This is a genomic window from Companilactobacillus insicii, assembly GCF_003946015.1.
Taxonomy (GTDB): Bacteria; Bacillota; Bacilli; order Lactobacillales; family Lactobacillaceae; genus Companilactobacillus; species Companilactobacillus insicii.
The window spans coordinates 1-17,046 of record NZ_RHNU01000047.1; the positions used below are offsets into that span (position 1 = coordinate 1).

The window sequence follows — 17,046 nt, forward strand, 5'->3', positions numbered from 1 at the left end:
GGCATAAAAAAATCCACACCATTTCTAGTGTGGAAATTGCTCTAAGATGTCTCACCAATACTATTTGACATAGAGCCCAAAAAAAGAGCCGCCATAACGACTCTTAATTCTTAAAATAATGTCTTGTTAACTCTAATGCTGTGTTACTCATAACTTCTTTACCGTACTCTGACAATACAGCAGCTGTCACCTTAGTCTTATAACTATACTCACTTAACATCGCCATAACGTCGTTGTAAGTCATATCGTGCATTTCTTCAGTAAACAGGACTAATTGCAAGTAATACTTACCTTGATATTCCCATAAATTAGAAACTCCACTCTCTAGGTGCAACAAATCAGCGAGTTGAACGTAATCTTCAAAATCTTTAAATTCAACAATAATTGCCTTTGTAGGTGTATCAGGATCATTCAAGTACGGTGCAGTATCCTCGTCATACTCATCGTTACCTAACTTACTATTATCATATTCAAATTGATTATTATCAGTACTTTCATCATTTGAATTTTGTAACGTATTTAATGGCAATGAACCAGCGTCATCAACATCGTCACTCTTGCTAATAAGTAACTCCAAACCCTGTTTATTTGGCATAATCTGAAAAGTTACCGGTTCATTGTTAGAGAAAACGTGGTCCTTATCAACTTCATCCAAAATACTGTAGAAAAATGATTCGATCTGTTTCTTGTTTCCCAAGAGATCAAGCACAGTTACTCCACGATCTTGCAAATCCTGCGTACTAAGAATGACTCTGATTGTGTTCTCATTAAGTCGATCCATTTCCATCATAGTCACCTCAATTCTGTATCTACATTTTAACAGTCTCATAAACTTTGTAAAGTAAAGAAACCTCTGTATATTTAGACAAAATTATACGCTATTAACCATTGTCCAGTCCAGCCTTGTGGTGTATATGCCATTCTGTATCGAATAGTCATGTAAATTCATCAAGAATCCATGTTTACTATCCCAAGATAACATCTGTTCTCCAGTTGCCACCTTGCCATCATATATAAGAGTTGGCGATGTGCCTATAACGGAATCATTGTCATTATTATCACGGAATATGAATGAATTATCTAATGTATCACCGTTTGTATCAGACAATGGACTTTCCATATTAACTGATATTTTTGTATCCAACGTTGTGTCGGGATAAACGTTATTGTTGAATGTAATTGCCCAATTGTCTTGTTCACGCCGGACGATTCCTTGGTTGGCTGAGGCTTGACCATATGATAAATCCGGAACACTCATTGAAACATCAATATAAGGCTGTTGTTGCCAGACATATGTTGTATTGTCAGTTCTTTGATCTGTATCCATCTCACTTGGACCGTATAACTTTCCCGCTGGGTCATGATCAGTTCCACCATTATCAGGATCAACCTTTTGCCATTTGTCACTGATACTATAGTATTTTTGATCAGTATTAGGATCATCTATTTCTGTGCTTTTTGCTGGTGGTGTGGGATATGAAGCACCGAACCCACCAACGCTTACTAGTTTTGTCTTGGGACCAATTGTTATTTTCCATAATTTATCATCCTGCCCAAATATTGACCCCATATTCACTACCTTACTAGTATCCCAATTAGACAAGTTTAATTCTCTCAAACTACTATTGTTAGTGAATGCTTGTACCATATTTGTTAAATTGCTCGTATTCCAACCTGATAAATTTATATATTTTAAATTTGTATCAGCATAAAACATATAGTTAATATTTGTTACACTTCTAGTATCCCATTTGGATAAATCTATCGATTGTAAATTCAGGTTGCAATTAAATGCATTAGTAAAATCACGACATTTGGATAAATTCCAGTCTGTTACATTTAAATCTAAATTATTGTAATCATCAATACCCGACTTATAAAATATGTTTTGAATACTGGTGACTTGAGATGTATCAAAATCACCAGATATATCCTTTGCCATGGAGTCGGAAAACATAGATGCCATATCGGTTACTTTTGAAGTATCAAAACTTTTTAAATTTAGATTCTCTATACTATTAACTTCAAACATACTATGCATATTCGTGACATTACTAGTGTTTAATTTCTCAATACCTATTATCTTTGTAATTTTATTCATGTGTGAAAACATATTGTTCATTTTTCTAACTTGTGAAGTATCCCAATTCGTTAAATCAATATAATCTAAGTTAAGACAATAATCAAAAAGGAAACTCATATCTTTAACTTGTGAAGTATCCCATCCCTCGACGTCGTGTAAGTTATTATTCATTGTATTTCCATAAAAAGTACCAGTCATATTAGTCACTTTTGAAGTATCCCAGTTTTTTAGCCCATCCAGCTCAGTTAATCTTTCACAAAAATAAAACGTTTGACTCATGTCAGTAACATTTGAAGTATTCCAGTTAGATAAATTCAAATGCTTGAGTTTCTTCATATTGCTAAACATAGTACCAATAGTATTTGCGTTACTAATATCCCAATTTTCTATTCCGTCCAATTGAGTTAAATTCGATACACCATAAAACATACTAGCAAAATTAACAACCTTACCAGTATTGAACTTATCTAATCCAATAATTTCAGTAAGGTTAGTATTATCGTAGAACATATAGCTCATATTTGTAACATTTGAAGTATCAAAACCAGAAACATTTATGCTAGGCAACTTAGTATCTTTATAAAATAAATTATCCATATCTTCAACCTTTCCAGTATTGAGATTCTCCAGCCCAATAATTTTAGTAAGAGTAATATTATTCTGAACTAAGCCTGTTGAATTTTTGTAACTAACGGAAAACATATGTTGCATATCAATAATATTACTGGTATCCATATTATTTACATCAATTGTTTGAACACTCTTTAAGCCATTAAATAGATGAGCCGAGGACGCATTAGCAACCACTCCTGGATCACAAACAACATTGGTAATAGTATCATTCACGTTTCCATCAGTAACCCAATTACCCATCCCAGCTCCCAAAACTCCAGCGTGAATGGTAAGCAGCCCATTCTCATCAATATCCCAATTACAAGTGCCAAAAGTACCACTAGCAGTTATGGTTGATGCTAGTGGAGCAATTGTATTTACTGGTTCACTTTGAGTACTGGGTGCATTTTGGATAACAGCACTATTTTGATTCAGTAAACCTTGAATATCAGAAGTAGGTGCAATATCAGCGTCATCTGCTTTAACCATTTGTGGCAATCCCAAACCAAATAAGACCCCACCAGAAATAATAACTAAACTTAGCAATCTTTTTACATGTTCTTTTTTTAACCCAATCATAATTTTTATATCCGCCTTATAATCGTTATCTCCCTAAGTAATATCATTTTATCAATATATTCATGAGATTTTACGTCAACTTTTATAAAAACATTTTATTATTATCGACATTTAGTAAATATCCATATGAGATAATACACAGATAGGCTAAATGTGTGTATTATCTATCAATTTTATGGCACTTTCAATTCAAACAAGAACATAAAAAAATACCCACCATACACGATGTATAGTAGGTATAAATCAACTAATAACTAATTCTATAAACCAGCCATGAGTTGAGCTTTTTGTAACTCCATAGTTCTAACACTTCTTGGCAAGAATCTTCTAATCTCGTCCTCATTAAAACCAACTTGGAGACGTTTGTCATTCATGATAATAGGACGTTTTAGCAATCCAGGATTTTCTTGAACTAATGTTAATAATTGATCAATTGTTAAATCATCAAGATCAACATCTAGATTTTGGAATGCTTTGGAACGTGTTGAAATAATTTCTTCAGTCCCGTTTTCTGTCATTTGTAGTACTTGTTGAATTTCTTGTTTGTTTAAAGGTTCTGAATAAATATTTCTTTCTTTGTAAGGAATGTCATGTTCTTCGAGCCAAGCCTTTGCTTTACGGCATGAAGTGCAACTTGGAGATGTATAAATAGTTACCATTATAATCTCTCCTTTTCTAGTGTATTATTCAATACTATTTGAACACATAAATATTTTACCTTAATACTAAAATAAAATCTATACTTTTTAGTATAAAAACTACGAATATCTGTTCTACAAATCGTATATTGTGAAAAATAGCACCTTTAATATCAATGTTTGTGTAATAGGTTCACAAGTTACATAAATATAAAATTATTTATTGTATTAGTTATAATTTATGGATATATATGGAAAACTTATACTATCAGCCATCATGTTAAACGTTAATTTCAAGCTCTGCAAAAGCACTCATCACGGGAATATCACCTGCGTACTTTTGTGATTGTTCTAACATAGTATTGGAATCAACTGTTTGTGGTAAGTGGCTGATCATTAATCTCTTAACACCAGCGTCCTTCGCCAAGGTACCTGATTCCTTTGTATTCATATGCCACTTTCTACCTGTGACATCTTCTGGAAAATTAGTATCTGTAATCAAGAGGTCAGCACCCTTAGCAAAGTCCACTAAACCATCAAAGTAAGTAGTATCAGCAGTATAAACAATTGTCTTATCGCCCTTTGTAATTCTCATTGCGTAGGCCGGTACTGGATGAATCGTACGCATAAATTCAAATTTGAAAGGTCCAATTTCAGTCGGCTCATAATCATTGTACGCGATACCCTTGCTTGCTCCCTCACTTGTTAATTGAGCAAAGTTGACAAAGTCTTGAGTATGACCGTAAATTGGAAGTGGTTCAGGTTTCTTGGCTGCGAGCCAATTATACTGCAAAACACCAACATCAGCGGTATGATCGTGGTGATAGTGAGATAAGACGACAGCATCAAGATCTGTTGGTGAGATAAAGTTCGATAATTCATTAAGAACTCCACTACCACAATCGATCAACACGTTGAAGTCATCATCTCTCAATAAGTACCCTGAAGTACCAATACCCTTGTATGGGTATCCTCCATAATAACCTAATACTGTAACTAACATAGAAAACCTCCAAAAATTTTTAATGAAAGGATTTCAAGATCATGAACATAACATTAAAGTTAGGCACATATTCATTTTTAAAGAGTCAGCAAGATTCTGCTGATACTTTATTAAAACCCTTATTCGATGATAATACAGACCATCTTTTGATAAAAGAATTAACCAGAAATGGGCAATACCGCAAGCTGACTGGATTCATGGATTCTGTCGACAAGGTGTATTTATTGACATATCTCAAATTTAATGTTGATCAATCGTCATTATTTCAAAGTAAATTCATAGATACAGAAAAAATCAACTATAATTCTTCGATATATCAACTACGTGATAATCTCCAAGAATATTTGATAATCAGTACCTTTGATAACCAAACACATTTGGAAGATGGCCAAAAATATATCCAAAATGAAATTGATAATGGTATACGCTCTGATTCAAAAGTGCCATTTGGATTCTTTACTAAGGCATACCAAGTTATCAGTTAATTCTACGCTTAACGCTACGCCATGAGATCAAATATGTAATAATTCCAATTATTCCGTACAGGATCACATAACTGACAACTATCATTATAAATTCATTACGCAGTGGCCTAGCACCATTATCTGCCAATAAAATTAAGGCATACGCCTGCATTATGGCAAAGACTATTGGGATCACAAAAGTCAGGGCATTTTCGCTTAGAACGATACTGCGAATTTCTCGATTGCTGACCCCGATTTTTTTGAGTGTCCTCAATTGTCTCCACTCATGATCATCCCTCAATAATATCCGCAGTGTCAAGACACTGCCCAACGCAATTAAGAGTGCAATACTAAATATTGTTATCATAAAAATAAAAAATCCAACAATCTGATTCAAATGGCGTTTGGCACTTTCCTGCCTTACAAAGCCCGACTGGATATAATCATTTTCACCCATGCGAGCTTGATTGTACTTTTTAATAGTCAATGTTGAATCTTCTAAACTAGATTTAGCCTCAACATTGACTATATAGGCATATCGATGCTTATCAAGCTGTTTTACTTGTTCCTTGGATAATTTATCCCCATGTTTGAAATACCAGCCATAGAAAGTATCAGTGACTTTTGTGGGCAAGTTCTTATAATATTTGTCTGGTACGATCATTAGTGATCCAGCAAACATTCCTCCACCATACGGAAATGAAGAACCATTTTTTCTGGTTGTAATTTTTTTGGCACCTTTAACGTTCCATTCCACTTTATGATCGGAGAATCCAAATGTTTCATCATTACCAAAACCTATTCTCATAAACTGCTTTGGATTAATATAGGGGTTACTTGCACGAATCTTATCCGGTAACCTCATGTACTCAGAATATGACATAAAAGATGCTGGACGTTGTACATAGATGTGACCTGATGGATCAAGAGTCGATACCAAAGTAGTTTTGATTTTTGAATGATACTCTTTTTTTACTTTAGTCTTACTATTTTTAATCGTATCTCTAACATCGTCTACTGTGTCGCTGTTGGCAGTCAAAGCAAATGGATACTCAGAATGGTAATTATCATAAATCAATTGATATCCAAAATAACAAACTGTTAATAGCATCAATGCCATAGCAGATAACTCCGTCACAAACCATAATACTGACGTATTTCTTTTCAAACGACCTTTAAGATATTTGAAGCTGAACATGTTAAGTCCTGAATATGAAAGTCGTTTTATTTTTTGTAAAATTGTTAACAATACTGGTAAGAATCCAAAATATATTAAGTAAGTTCCAAAGAAAAATCCAAAAAGAATATAAATTATCTGGATAACGATTCTGTCAGTATAACCGTTAAAGCCATAATCCTCGAAACTTGCGAACATGCTAATATTTACCGCCAATGCACTAACAAAGAGAACAATACCTAAAGTTCCTGCAGGTATTCGCAACCAAAAGTTAACCTTTCGCTGCTTAGGCTTATTATTTCTCACAATACGATACGTTCTAACAGCATTGATCAAACTGAAAGCCACAATGGCATATCCTGCAATTTGTAATAATGTTATTAAACTATTGACTCGCAAATATGCAGTGAAGTTTATTCGGACATGCATCAAATACAATAACAGCATCCCAAAAAACTTTTGAAAAATAAGGGCTTCGATGATACCTAACACCCAAGCGAGAAATTGGATAACTAATGTTTGTAAGAATCCAATGATAGTTATTGTAATCTTCGACATCCCGAGCTTTTGAAACGTCAAAAACTCATGACGTTGTTGTTTAATAAAGAACCCACCAACATAGGCCATATAAATAAACGCTGAAACAGCAAAAACCAAACTAAGTGAAAAGACGATTGGCATCAGTGATGTACGCCACATACTGACATCGTGCTTCATTATCTTATTATTAGTTAGTGAGATCAGAATACTGAATATACCAATCGCAAAACTACAAGATAAGATATAAATCAGGTAACTGTCATGCATCTTGGCTAGGCTGCGTCTAATTATTTTCAGATACATTGAAATAACTTCCGCCCCCAATCGTACGTTGCATGTTAATTATTTGTTCAAAGAAATCCTCTCGTTCACCAGAATTAACTATTTCAGAGAAAATAGTTCCATCCTTGATGAAAACTACTCGACTGCAATAACTGGCCGTAAAGGCATCATGTGTTGCCATTAAAATTGTGGCATTCTCTCGTTGATTAATAACTTGCATGTAATTCAACAAGATTGTGGCCGATTTAGAATCCAAACTTCCAGTTGGCTCATCCGCAAACAAAATTTCGGGATTATTGATAAGTGCACGTGCGGCCGAAACAAGTTGACGTTGGCCAAGCGAGAGATCATCAACATTACGCTTACTTAACTTCTCGATATTCAATAAATAATTTAAATGTTTAACACGCGACTCGATTAATTTTTTATTCGCATGATTAAGAGCTAATGGTAGAATAATATTTTCTTTAACATTTAACGAATCGAGCAATTCGAAGCTTTGGTATATAAATCCCATTTTATTACGACGATACCTAGCTAATTCTCGATCGTGTAATTGTGTCATATCAATGTCATCAATAATGACTTGACCGTGATCTGGACGCTCATTTGTTGAGATCATGTTTAGTAATGTTGATTTACCTGCACCACTTGGTCCCATAATTCCTAGGAACTCACCCTTTTTTACTTCTAAGCTGATATCCTTAATGGCATGAACCGCATTCAGTCGTTTGCCATAGTCTTTGGCAATATTCTTTACGATAATTTGCACGTTAATTTCTCCAATAATTAAGATAATATTGTTATTATAATAGTTAGTGTCTTTATTCTAGCACGAGGGGGTTTCACAATGGCCAAAATTATGATTGTTGAAGACGATCATTCCATTGCTACATTAATCAGTGAGAATCTTGAGAAGTGGCAAATCGATACGCATATCATTGAAGATTTCAACAAAGTTATGGAAGAATTCAATGAATACAAGCCTGATTTAGTATTGCTGGATATTAATTTACCAGTCTATGATGGCTACTATTGGAATCAGGAAATACGCAAAGTATCTAAAACACCAATAATAATTATTTCATCTAGAAATTCTAATATGGATCAAATCATGGCAATGAACATGGGGGCTGATGATTTCGTTGAAAAACCATTCTCCGTCGACATTTTAGTTGCCAAGATCAATGCACTATTACGCAGAACTTATGACTTCACAAAAAATACCAGCGACATCATTGAACACAATGGGCTGAAATTAAACTTATCCAGTGGAACAGTCGAAATTGGCTCTGATAAGATTGATCTATCAAAAAACGAGTACAAATTGCTACAGAGACTATTGCGTGATCAAGGAAAAATCGTAACACGTGAGCAACTACTCAACTTTATGTGGGATGACGAACGATTCGTTGATGACAATACTTTAACCGTCAATATTAATCGTCTGCGTGGTAAAATAGAAAAATTTGGATTAAAGAATTACATTGTAACTAAAGTTGGACAAGGATACATCATCCCTTAAGTGAGGCTAATATGACTTTCTTTAAATATTTACGTGACCATTTACTATCACTACTATCTATCCTACTGAGTGTCACTTTTATTGAATCAATTTTATTTCTCGATCCACGAGTTAAATTTCAAACCGGAACATTAATTTATTCATGGATAATTGCGGTATTATTCTCTTTCTTGGGACTAATATTTGCCTACCTTCGTAAAAGAAGCTGGTATGAACTGTTGGATAATTATGAAGAGGATTTGTCCAAGGAATTGCACGGTGCATCCAATAATGAACAAAAATTCATTCAGGAAAAAATCAACAATATTGCACTTGAATATCGCAATGAATTGACCGAACTATACCAAAATCAACATGATCAGCAAGAATATACTGAATCTTGGGTTCACGACATTAAAGTTCCATTGGCAGCTTTGAAATTGTCACAAGACAGCGAATTAGATAAAGCGTTGATTGATGAAGAAATTGACCAAATAGATTATTTGGTTGATCAAGCTTTATATTTTGCTAGACTCAATAATTTTTCTAACGATTATCTGATTCAAGAACAAGATTTGAATAATATCGTCAAATCGGCCATCAGAACCAACAAGCGATTGTTCATTTCTAAACGTATTGGTATTAACATAGACGTTACTGACGAAAAGGTTTTAACTGATGAAAAATGGTTGAGCTTTATCCTCAATCAAATTATCACTAATAGTTTGAAATATACCGATCAAGGTGGGAAAATCGAAATCTTCACGACTAACAGTAATAATAATATTGAACTTCATATCAAAGATAATGGGGTCGGAATTGCGGACAAAGATATTAGTCGTGTATTTAATAAAGGATTCACTGGCGATAACGGTCGTAAATCTGGAAGCAGATCTACTGGTATCGGATTGTACTTGGTGAAGAAGATGATTGATAAATTAGGTCACAAGATTGAAATTAAATCAGCAATGGAATCTGGTACTGAGACTATCATTACCTTTTTAGATTTACCTTATTATCAACAATAACCTAAAAGGTCCAAACAAAAAGATCAGTAATCCAAATCGGATTACTGATCTTTTTTAAACTATACTAAATTATTAACGAAGTGTCATAGCATTGAGTGCAACAATCACTGTTGATAATGACATTACTACGGCACCAACAGCTGGACTTAGGACAAATCCGACACCAGCAAGAATTCCGGCAGCTAATGGAATAGCTAAGATATTGTATCCAGCTCCCCACCATAGATTCTCAACTGTCTTGCGGTATGTTCTAGCAGATAAGTTAAGAAACTTAGTAATATCACTTGGATCTGAGTTGTATAGAACGACATCGGCAGAATCGATAGCAACATCAGTACCAGCACCAATAGCAACACCAATAGTAGCACTTGCCAAACTTGGAGCATCATTGATACCATCACCGACCATCATGACATGATGTCCTTCTAATTCAAGATTCTTAATGATCTTGTGCTTGTCTTCTGGAAGCAACTCAGCCTTAAACTCATCAATACCAAGTTGTTTTGCAAATGAAGCAGCAGCTTCTTTGTTATCACCAGTTAACATGATAGGGGTAATATTTCTAGCCTTTAAATCCTTAATGAATTTAACAGAGTTGGCTTTGATAGTATCACCTAATGCAACGAATCCAACAACCTTATCGTCAACAACTAAGTAACTAATAGTATTTCCTTTATCCAAATATTGTTGAGCGTCTGTCTTATCGAATTCCATATTATGAGCTTGTAGATATTTCATATTAATCAACAAATACTTGTGTGAATCCTTAGTAGCGCTCATACCATAACCTTTGATAGCTTGAATATCATCAAGCTGAGCGGCATCAATTTTTTGTTCTTTAGCATACTCAACGACACCATTAGCAATTGGATGACTTGAACCACTTTCAATACCAGCAATTAATGATAAAACTTGGTCTGTATCCATATCTCCAGAAGCCTGCAAACCATTAACTGTAAACTTACCTTCTGTCAAAGTACCTGTCTTATCCATTGCAATATAATCAATCTTACGACTATTTTCGATTGCTTGATTATCACGAATAATCAAACCATTTGTAGCAGCAATAGAAGTACTACGTGCCATAACTAATGGAATAGCCAATCCTAGTGCATGAGGACATGCAATAACTAAAACTGTTACTAAACGCATTAGAGCAAGATTCATATCTCCAAAGATCAACCAGTATACGAATGCAATCAATCCAACAGTCACAGCGGCATAGAATAACCAACCTGAAACTTTATCAGCTAACATTTGTGTCTTAGACTTATTGCTTTGTGCATCTGAAACTAACTTACTAATTTGTGACAAGTAACCTTCACTTGAAGTCTTTGTAACTTGAACTCTAATTGTACCTTCACCGTTAATCGAACCTCCGACAACTTTATCACCAAGAGATTTCTTAACAGCTTTTGATTCACCTGTAATTAATGATTCATTAATGTAGCTTTGTCCGCTGATAATCTCACCATCAAGTGGAACTGATTCACCAGCACGAACTTCAACGATATCACCGGTTTTAACCATTGAAATATCATGATCCATTGTTTTTTCATCGTGAACCATATGTACTTGACTTGGAACTAGAGATGCAATCTTTTGTAACGCATTACCAGCACTCATAGTGGACTTCATTTCAATCCAGTGACCCAGCAACATAATTACGATTAATGAAGCTAACTCCCAGAAAAAGTCCATAATATTTTGACCGGTGCGAACAATATTTACCATAATAAAAGCATATAAACTATAAATATAAGCAACACTGATACCCATTGTGATCAGCGTCATCATGGCTGGCTTCTTTGCCTTCAATTCACCTCTTGCACCTGTTAAGAATGGTTTACCACCGTAGAAAAACAGGATGGAACTAAGAATCATTACGATCCAGCTAGAACCTGGAAATTTAAATTGAAATGGCAAATTCAATCCCATAAATGGAGACAGGATAAATACTGGAATTGCCAAAATTAAAGAAACCCAAAACTTCTTTCTCAAATCTCCCATGTCCATCATCATGCCACCATGATTCATCATCATATGACCACCACTGCTCATATCCATACCATCCATACTGCCGTGATCCATACCACTCATATCATGCATATCCATCTTTTCACTTTTCATATCTTTCATTATGCTGTTGCCTCCAAACAATCACACTCAACATTTTCAGGTGCGGTCTTTTTTTTGTCCACTAACAAACTAATCAAATCTTGAATATCACCCTTTGATATATCAGAATTCTTTACCAAATCTTCTATAGCTTTTCCCTTTCTCATACAGCAAAGGCTATCAAACATATTATTAACACTTTGATGAATTGCGTCATCTTCTGCGATCTGAGGATGATAGACATATGGTCTCTTCGATTCATCAGCCTTTAAAAAATTCTTCTTTTGAAGACGAATGATCAAAGTTTTAATAGTGGCTTGTTTCCAATCCGTCTTACGTTCCAGAACTTCAATGACTTGTTTGCTTGTTGCTTCTCCAAGTGTCCAAATAATTCTCATTACTTGCCACTCGGCCCTCGTCATATTCTCAATTTCTTTCATAATATTTGTTTCCTCTTCGTTTACAGTTGTAATCTTTATTACGATTCATAGTTTACAACTGTAATCGTAAGTTGTAAAGAAAAAAGTACATTCAAAATTAATTTTTTTGAATGTACTCATTAAATTACTTATTTATAGCCATTTGCACGATTAGATGTCTTGATATTTTGGTTAACATTTTTAGTAGCCTTTTTAAGTGCCTTATGAATATCGCCACCATTATATGATTCTTCCATGGCTACTTCTTCAAGTTGACGTGTGACTTGCATCCCCTCTAGAAGAATACCCGAATTAACATAGTTAGGTTTGGCATCCGCAAGCTGTTGACCTGGAACTTTAGCTTCTGGGTTCTTAGCATAAAGATCCTTAAGAATCTTTTCTTTTTGTGAATCTTTATTTAGTGCTAAATATCCTGTTGATTTTTGCCATTGTGCTTGTACTGCAGGACTTAAAGCATATTTTGCAAATTCATATGCACCTTGTTGTACGGCTTTAGGCTTATCATTTGAAATCCACAATGCTGCCCCACCAATAGAAACACCGTTAGCCTTTTGACCATCTGGATGTGGGAAATATGTGATTCCTAGTTTGTCTTTATTATTAGCAGTTAATTCACCGATACTTGCTGATGATTGAATAAAGATTCCAACCTTACCTGCTAAGAAACCGGCCGTTTGATTAGCACCAGCACTAGCACCTGATCCGTAATTAATAAAATCACCAGACTTAATATTCTCGTGAATCCATTCTAAGAACTTAACAGTTGAAGGATTATTCATATCAACTGAAGTTGGAATACCAGTGTGACCATTATTATTATTTGCTAATGCTGTACCAGCATTAGTTGTTGCTTGTTCCAACAACCAACCATAGATTTGAATAGTCATACCCTTTGTTTTGTGTCCTGAACGTTCATATAACTGCTTAGCAACACGAGTAATATCTGAATATGTTGGTGAAACTGGTGGTGGCGTAATATTGTACTTCTTTAATAGAGAAGCATTGTAATAAAGAACTGGTTGTGAAGTATTGAATGGCATAGCTTGTTGCTTACCACCATTTGAATAAAATGATCTTGCAGCGGGCGCTATTTTTTCAATATCAAAGTCAGGATCCTTATCAATGAAATTTTGAACTGGGGTTGTGTATTTACTATGTATCATTTGGGCAGTAGCAATATCAAACGCTTGAAATACCGCAGGTGATGTACTTGTACCATGTGTTTGAAGAATCTTTTGAATAGCTTCATCATATGATCCTTGATACTTAGGAACAACTTCATATTTTGATTGTGATTTATTAAATCCATTAACAACTTCTTCTAACGCATCCTCTGATGCACCACCCAACTCATGCCAGAAAACAATTTGAGTTCTATCCGATGAACTAGATGATCTAACAGGATTATTAGTTGTAAAAATTCCTACAAAGACGGCAGAAATTATCAAAGCCAATGAAATCAGTGAGTTTTTTAGTCGTTTGCTCATCTTACTTAACAGCTCCTTCATTCATTCCAGATTTAAAATAATGTTGTCCAATGAATAATACAAGAATTGTTGGAATAACAATAATTGCTGCACTAGCTTGAATCATGCCCCAGTCATTGAATGTTTCTTCTGACTGCAATTGACGAAGACCATTTTGAATCAATCGTGAATTGTTACTGAATGTTGTTAACATTGGCCATAAGTATTGATTCCAAGCGCCTAAGAAACTATAAGCACCTAATGTAATTAAACTTACCTTGTTATAAGGTAAAACAATATTCCAATAAAATTGGAAATGATTCAAGCCTTCTATATCAGCTGCTTCTTTCAATTCATTAGGTGTTTGCATAAATGATTGACGCAACATGAAAGTTCCAAAAGCTGAAGTTAGAAACGGAATCAATAAAACTGAATAGTGATCTAGCATTCCCAAATTTTTAACAGTTGTAAAATTAGGGATAATTTCCGCTTCAAAAGGAAGCATCATTGTAATTAGGAACAAAATAAAAATCGCATTACGATACTTAAACTTTAAAAATACGAATGCATAGGCACTCATAGAACAAAAAACTAATTGTGCTGCCATAGTTAAAGTAGAAACTACCAAACTATTAGCTAGATAACGCAATATTGGAGTTTTAGTAAATGCCGCAACATAGTTATTAAATGATAAATCCGTACTTAAGAAATTACCTTTAGCAATTTCCATTGTTGGTAAAAAGCTTGTCCAAATACCAATAAAGAATGGAGCTAAAATTACAAATGCCAACAACAAAAGTAATGTATAGCTAACAATCTTATTCAAACGGCTTGGTTTGTTTGTACTAATCATTAATAATTCACCCGTTTTTCTAAGAATTTGAATTGTAAAAATGTAAAGAAGGCAATAATAACTGTTAAAATAATTGCTTCCGAACTAGCTTGTGCATAATTACCACTATAAAAGGCATCCTTATAAATTCTATAAACTAACATATTAGTTGAATTTGTAGGACCACCCTTAGTAATTAAATCAATCAAACCAAAACTCTTAAATCCTTCAATTAGAGTAATTGTTGAGACAAAGAATAGTGTCGGTGAAATCATCGGTACAGTTATCTTAAAAAATTGACGACGTTCTGAAGCACCTTCGATACTTGCTGCTTCGTATAGAGTAGTTGGAACCGATGAAATAGCTCCCAGCAAAATCAAGAAAGTGAATCCTAAATTCATCCACACAGTTGTGATAATAACCGCCCACATTGCCATAGTAGGATCCGTTAACCAGTTAATAACTGGCAGTCCTACCATATTACTCAAAAGTGCAAAAAATCCTGTAGATGGATTAAAAATAAATAACCAAAAAATAGCTGCGACAGAAACTGAAACACCCATAGTTACTGAATAGAGCGTCCTAAAAACTCCAATTCCTGGTAGTCGCTTACTTGCTAAATTAGCTAATAACAAGCCGATTCCTACGGTTAAAATTGTTACGGCGAAAACGTAAACTAATGTAGAACCCAAACTGGCAATATATTCTGGTGAACCTAATAAATCTGTATAGTTTCCTAAACCATTAAAGACCGTTGTCTTACCTAAGGTATTAGTTAAAAACATACTAATGTAGAGCGTTCTTAGCATAGGATAAAAGACAAAGACACTTAGTATTAATAATGATGGACCTAAGAATAATAACGCGTAATATTTATCTTTTGCATTTAATGAAAATGTACGATGTTTCTTCTTTGTTTTTGTACCAGCTTCAACCATCGTAGGTGTCGTTGATTTAAGCATTTACCAAGTCCCCCGCTTCAAATGGAATACGCTTGTTATTTGCATCAAAAAGAAAAATATTGTTGCTTGAACTAATTTTGATCTTTTCAAACGCCGCATGTGTTGCTTTTCCAGGTAATAAAATACGAATATCATGTCCACTATTAGTAGTTGCGTATACGATTGTCTCATCACCTAAGAACTCTGTACTCTTTACAGTCGCATTAGCTGTCAATTCATCAGCTGCTTCAATTGATAATTCTCCTGGGCGAATACCAATCTTTGTAGCCTCATCAGTGATTTTTTGATCCATACGAATTTGAAAATCACCATCAACATTTAATGTATAATCATCAAACTTTTGTGCTGGCATAACATTAATAAGCGCTGTTCCAAAAAAGTTAGCCACAAATGCATTAGCTGGTTGTTGATAAATCTCTGTTGGTGTTCCAATTTGTTGTACTTCATGATCATTCAAAACCATGATATGATCAGCCATTGTCATTGCTTCTACTTGATCATGAGTAACATAAATCAAAGTAAGTCCCAATTTTCTTTGTAATTGATAAATTTCTTGACGCATCTTAACTCGTAATTGTGCATCTAAGTTTGATAATGGTTCATCCATTAAACAGATTTTTGCATCACTAGCAACTGCACGAGCTAGAGCTACACGTTGTCTTTGTCCACCAGACAATTCACGTGGCTTACGATCTTTTAATTCGCTCAAACTTACCATATCTAAAGCATCGTTAACACGTTGATGAACCTCTGCTTGATCCAGTTTTCTTGCTTTCAAGCCAAACGCAACGTTATCCCAAACATTCAAAAATGGAAATAGTGCATAACTTTGGAAAACCATTGTTAACTTACGATCCTTAGGTTGTAGATTATTCACTACTTGACCATCAATACTAATATCTCCATCTGAAATTTCTGTTAATCCAGCAATCATACGTAGCAAAGTACTTTTTCCACATCCAGAAGGACCTACGATAACAAAAAATTCACCGGTTTCAATTTCGGCAGAAACATTATTCAAGATAATATTAGATTCGCCATAATTCTTTGATACTTGATTCAAAATTGTAGACATCACATTCACCCCATATAAATTTCGTATCTTAAAGTATGTAGGATGAATGTATATTTCTTTACCATTTATTGTAAAGTTTGTGTAAACTTTCAGAAATTTTCTATAACATATTTTATTTTTATTAATAAATAGAAATAAAAAGGCTCTAAACCAATAAAAATTGGTTCTATACTTTCTGGTATTGATGAATAATCAATACCAGTTTTTTTATTCCCTTTTAACACAAAAAGAACATCACTGTTC

The 17,046-nt window shown here is 34.3% G+C and carries 15 protein-coding genes; 3 read left to right on the forward strand and 12 right to left on the reverse strand.

The window, feature by feature from the left end; translation table 11 throughout:
• Positions 1-103: 103 nt before the first annotated feature.
• From EKM79_RS11240 to EKM79_RS11255, 4 genes are all read right to left on the reverse strand, one after another.
• Positions 104-787, reverse strand: coding sequence for an adaptor protein MecA (locus EKM79_RS11240; RefSeq protein WP_125568873.1), 684 nt, complete (start codon positions 785-787; stop codon positions 104-106).
• Positions 788-871: 84 nt separating this feature from the next.
• Positions 872-3,274 (reverse strand): BspA family leucine-rich repeat surface protein, encoded by a 2,403-nt coding sequence (locus EKM79_RS11245; RefSeq protein WP_125568848.1) that lies wholly within the window; start codon positions 3,272-3,274, stop codon positions 872-874.
• Between the two features lie 260 nt (positions 3,275-3,534).
• Entirely contained in the window at positions 3,535-3,933 is a 399-nt protein-coding gene (gene spxA / locus EKM79_RS11250; RefSeq protein WP_125568849.1) for a transcriptional regulator SpxA, read from the reverse strand.
• Positions 3,934-4,192: 259 nt separating this feature from the next.
• On the reverse strand, positions 4,193-4,915 hold the full coding sequence (locus tag EKM79_RS11255) for an MBL fold metallo-hydrolase (RefSeq protein WP_125568852.1): 723 nt from the start codon (positions 4,913-4,915) through the stop codon (positions 4,193-4,195).
• 41 nt (positions 4,916-4,956) lie between these two features.
• On the opposite strand from EKM79_RS11255, the gene EKM79_RS11260 reads away from it, so the two are divergent.
• Complete coding sequence (locus tag EKM79_RS11260) at positions 4,957-5,400, forward strand: hypothetical protein (protein ID WP_125568854.1); 444 nt, start codon at positions 4,957-4,959, stop codon at positions 5,398-5,400.
• Here EKM79_RS11260 and EKM79_RS11265 read toward each other — a convergent pair.
• Entirely contained in the window at positions 5,393-7,399 is a 2,007-nt protein-coding gene (locus EKM79_RS11265) for an FtsX-like permease family protein (RefSeq protein ID WP_125568856.1), read from the reverse strand. The two genes, EKM79_RS11260 and EKM79_RS11265, sit on opposite strands and share 8 nt — an antisense overlap.
• Positions 7,380-8,156, reverse strand: coding sequence for an ABC transporter ATP-binding protein (locus EKM79_RS11270; RefSeq protein WP_125568858.1), 777 nt, complete (start codon positions 8,154-8,156; stop codon positions 7,380-7,382). The genes EKM79_RS11265 and EKM79_RS11270 overlap by 20 nt, the downstream gene beginning before the upstream one ends.
• 72 nt (positions 8,157-8,228) lie before the next feature.
• Between EKM79_RS11270 and EKM79_RS11275 the strand changes: the two genes are divergently transcribed.
• Together EKM79_RS11275 and EKM79_RS11280 are read left to right on the forward strand one after the other, a co-directional pair.
• The gene (locus tag EKM79_RS11275; protein ID WP_125568860.1) at positions 8,229-8,903 is read left to right on the forward strand and encodes a response regulator transcription factor; all 675 of its coding nucleotides are present in this window, start codon (positions 8,229-8,231) and stop codon (positions 8,901-8,903) included.
• Positions 8,904-8,914: 11 nt separating this feature from the next.
• The gene (locus EKM79_RS11280) at positions 8,915-9,910 is read left to right on the forward strand and encodes a sensor histidine kinase (protein WP_125568862.1); all 996 of its coding nucleotides are present in this window, start codon (positions 8,915-8,917) and stop codon (positions 9,908-9,910) included.
• Between the two features lie 72 nt (positions 9,911-9,982).
• Here the strand turns inward: EKM79_RS11280 and EKM79_RS11285 are convergent, their stop codons facing one another.
• The 6 genes from EKM79_RS11285 to EKM79_RS11310 all read right to left on the reverse strand — a co-directional run bounded on the left by EKM79_RS11285 (position 9,983) and on the right by EKM79_RS11310 (position 16,803).
• Entirely contained in the window at positions 9,983-12,049 is a 2,067-nt protein-coding gene (locus EKM79_RS11285; protein WP_164506083.1) for a heavy metal translocating P-type ATPase, read from the reverse strand.
• On the reverse strand, positions 12,049-12,468 hold the full coding sequence (locus tag EKM79_RS11290) for a CopY/TcrY family copper transport repressor (protein ID WP_125568863.1): 420 nt from the start codon (positions 12,466-12,468) through the stop codon (positions 12,049-12,051). The genes EKM79_RS11285 and EKM79_RS11290 overlap by 1 nt, the downstream gene beginning before the upstream one ends.
• 128 nt (positions 12,469-12,596) lie before the next feature.
• A complete protein-coding gene (locus EKM79_RS11295; RefSeq protein WP_125568865.1) occupies positions 12,597-13,955 on the reverse strand; it encodes an ABC transporter substrate-binding protein in 1,359 nt (452 codons plus the stop codon).
• 1 nt (position 13,956) lies between these two features.
• Positions 13,957-14,787 (reverse strand): carbohydrate ABC transporter permease, encoded by an 831-nt coding sequence (locus EKM79_RS11300; RefSeq protein WP_125568867.1) that lies wholly within the window; start codon positions 14,785-14,787, stop codon positions 13,957-13,959.
• On the reverse strand, positions 14,787-15,728 hold the full coding sequence (locus EKM79_RS11305; RefSeq protein ID WP_125568869.1) for a carbohydrate ABC transporter permease: 942 nt from the start codon (positions 15,726-15,728) through the stop codon (positions 14,787-14,789). The genes EKM79_RS11300 and EKM79_RS11305 overlap by 1 nt, the downstream gene beginning before the upstream one ends.
• The gene (locus EKM79_RS11310; RefSeq protein ID WP_125568871.1) at positions 15,721-16,803 is read right to left on the reverse strand and encodes an ABC transporter ATP-binding protein; all 1,083 of its coding nucleotides are present in this window, start codon (positions 16,801-16,803) and stop codon (positions 15,721-15,723) included. Before EKM79_RS11310 ends, EKM79_RS11305 begins: the two co-directional genes overlap by 8 nt.
• Between the last annotated feature and the right edge of the window lie 243 nt (positions 16,804-17,046).